This is a genomic window from uncultured Rikenella sp. (assembly GCF_947628055.1).
Classification (GTDB): domain Bacteria; phylum Bacteroidota; class Bacteroidia; order Bacteroidales; family Rikenellaceae; genus Rikenella.
This window is the reverse complement of sequence record NZ_CANQYJ010000167.1, coordinates 1-2,859: the sequence shown is the minus strand read 5'-3', so window position 1 is coordinate 2,859 and position 2,859 is coordinate 1. Positions and strand designations below refer to the sequence as shown.

Here is a 2,859-nt window from a genome sequence, read left to right as displayed (position 1 = left end):
TCGGTTTTCTGGTTCTCGCTAACTGCGCTGCGCTTGTTTTGCCTCCGGCTTCCTCGCGCTACCTCGGCATAGCCCGCCAGCGGCCTCTGCCGAGGTAGCGCGAGAAAAACGAGCGGAACACAGTTAAAAGGAACAGTACCCTCCCGAACACAACACGTGCAATAAAGCCTACAGTTAAATCTCGCCTCGGGTCGCCCGGAGGAGCGAGCCGCACATTGCCCCCCACACCTGTCATTGCATAAAAATCCCTATCTTTGGGCACCCCGGGCCAAACCCCGGACACTCGAGAAATGCACTATGCCCAATACGCCGGCCGCGCGCCGCAGTTTTTCACCATCGGCCACCCCTTTCCCCTCGAAGGAGGAGCCGAATTGCCCTCCGTCATCCTCGCGTACCACACCTACGGTACGCTGAACGAAGCCGGCGACAACGTACTCTGGGTGTGCCACGCCCTGACCGCCAGCTCCGACGTCGCCGACTGGTGGCCCGGAACCGTCGTCGAGGGCGGATTGCTCGACCCCTCGAAATACTTCGTCATCTGCGTCAACAAACTCGGGTCACCCTACGGCTCCACCTCGCCGATCACCGTAAACCCCGCCACCGGCGAATCCTGGTACCTCGACTTTCCCCAGGTTACGATCCGAGATATGGTCCGCGCTTACCAGGAACTCCGCACGGCATTGGGGATCACACGGATTAAAATGATAATCGGCGGCTCCACCGGCGGGTGCCAGGCCATGGAATGGGCCATTATGGAGCCCGAACTGTTTGAAAACGTGTCGCTCACCGTCACACTGCCCAAGATCACCCCGTGGATCGTCGCCGACAGCGAAGCCCAGCGGATGGCCATCGAAGCCGACCCCACCTTTTTTGAACGCCGCATGGACGGCGGGGGACAGGGGCTTGCCGCCGCACGGGCCATGTCCATGCTGATCTACCGGAACTCCGTCGCCTTCAACCGCACCCAGCACGATCCGGACAGCGAAAAGTTGGAAGGCTACCGCGCCGCCAGCTACCAGCGCTACCAGGGCGAGAAACTCCGCAGGCGGTTCAATGCCCACTGTTACTACCGATTGCTGCAATCCCTCGACTCCCACGACGTGGGGCGCGGCAGGGGAGGCGTCGCCGCGGCATTGCGGCGGATCACGGCCCGCACCATCGTGACGGCCGTCGACAGCGACATCATGTTCACCGAACCGGAAGTGCGCGGAATGGCGGCCCTGTTAGGGGCCGACTACCATGTCATCCATTCCGATTACGGCCACGACGGATTCCTGATCGAGACCCCCGAGATTACCCGGATACTCAGGGAATACCTGTAGCGGTTGCTGCAAACTCCGGTATGGAATGGGCCCGGCAAAGCGTGCCGGCCCCTTATTCGGCTTTCCGGGTCGGTTCCTCTTGCCCGGCTTGCGTCCTTCCGACGCAAGCCGATATTTTTTTGCGTTGCGTATATGACAAAATGTATTTTACTGACCGTCAAGGTTTAGTTCGGGAGGGTTGTATTTTGAATGATGTTAAAATTTTGTAAATCAATAAATTGTATAATTAACTGATTGTCAGATTGAAGAAAGAAATAATGCCATACCTTGCCATTTTTTCCGATAAAAGTGTTTTATATATACAAAATGTATTATATTTGCGGTGTGAAATCATTACAAACTGTATGACGAATGCCTTAATCTTTTAAGCTATGAAAAAAGTGTGGAGATTTATTTTCGCCAGAGCTGCCCGGACGGGCGGTCTGTATCGCGCCGAGGAGCTTTGCTGTCGGCGCAGTCCGATTCGCCGGCTTGTCACTCTTTCCGATTCCCGTGACTGATGAGCTGGCTGTTCGAGGACACTTACGAGTACCGCGACCAGGCGCAGGCGGTGCTCGACCGGGTGAAAAAGGCCCGGAAAAACAGGAAAGTCCGCTTCGAGCGTGTGGACGACTGCACGTGGATCGAGCGCTGCGTCACTCCTGAACCGTTTAAAACAAAAGAGATCATGGAAACCACTGTAACCCGTCAGGAGGCCGAACAGGCCATCGCCATTTATCGCACGGCCAAGTGTGCCAAGGCGGAGTATGAGGCCCAAATGGCCGAAGCGGAGCGTATTATCGAGTCTTTCGGCCGCGGACATCTTGCTGAGTTTGTGGACGGGCGTCTGGAGCTTGACAGCGGGACGCTGGCTGTCAAGGCGGGCGCTGCCAAACCGGTCAGGGGTGGCCGGCCGCTGAATACGGCGGCGCGTATCGAGCTGGCGTCGCAGCTGCCGGCGGCTTATGTGCGTGCTTCGTGCGATTTCGCTGAATTATATGGCTGTCGGGACAAAATGGTGCGGCAGCTGCTGGCTGCCCGGGGGATCGAGATCGTCCGCGAAGACCGGGTCGTCGTGCTCGGATGATGATGAACTGTAGGTTTTTATCGCCTCGACCGGCGGGGTGTTTGTTCTTTATATAAAACTTTTTTTGATGCCCTCCTGGCGGGCGGGCTTTTTGCTTTCGCTTCACCGCTCCTGCCGCGGGAGCTTTTTTCTTAGCCGCCTTGAGCCGGCGGGGCTTTTGTTCTTTGTATAAAACTTTTTTTTGATGCCCTCCTGGCGGGCGGGCACTTTTTCTTAGCCGTCTCAAACCGGCAGGGTTCTTCATTTCTTTTGTCAGCAAAAGAAACGAAGCAAAGAAAACTGCCTCCAGCCGGTTTCGCCTTGTCGGGTGTCCGCGCGTCCTGCGCGGCCCCCTCAAGGCAAAACGCGACGCTTCCGGGGAATTTTTGTGCTTTCACCGAAATACCCGTTGTCAGCCGGAGTCAGCGGGGCTTTGGGGTAGAGGCGGCCAATAAAACAGCCAACGGCTGCGGTTCGAGTGCCGAGCGGCAC

General features: G+C 57.2%; 2 protein-coding genes. Both read left to right on the top strand.

Annotated features, from left to right (window positions below; all coding sequences use genetic code 11):
* Positions 1–290 precede the first annotated feature (290 nt).
* The gene (metX, locus tag Q0Z93_RS10080; RefSeq protein ID WP_298065163.1) at positions 291–1,322 is read left to right on the top strand and encodes a homoserine O-acetyltransferase; all 1,032 of its coding nucleotides are present in this window, start codon (positions 291–293) and stop codon (positions 1,320–1,322) included.
* Between the two features lie 499 nt (positions 1,323–1,821).
* The gene (locus tag Q0Z93_RS10075; RefSeq protein ID WP_298065160.1) at positions 1,822–2,388 is read left to right on the top strand and encodes a hypothetical protein; all 567 of its coding nucleotides are present in this window, start codon (positions 1,822–1,824) and stop codon (positions 2,386–2,388) included.
* Positions 2,389–2,859 lie beyond the last annotated feature (471 nt).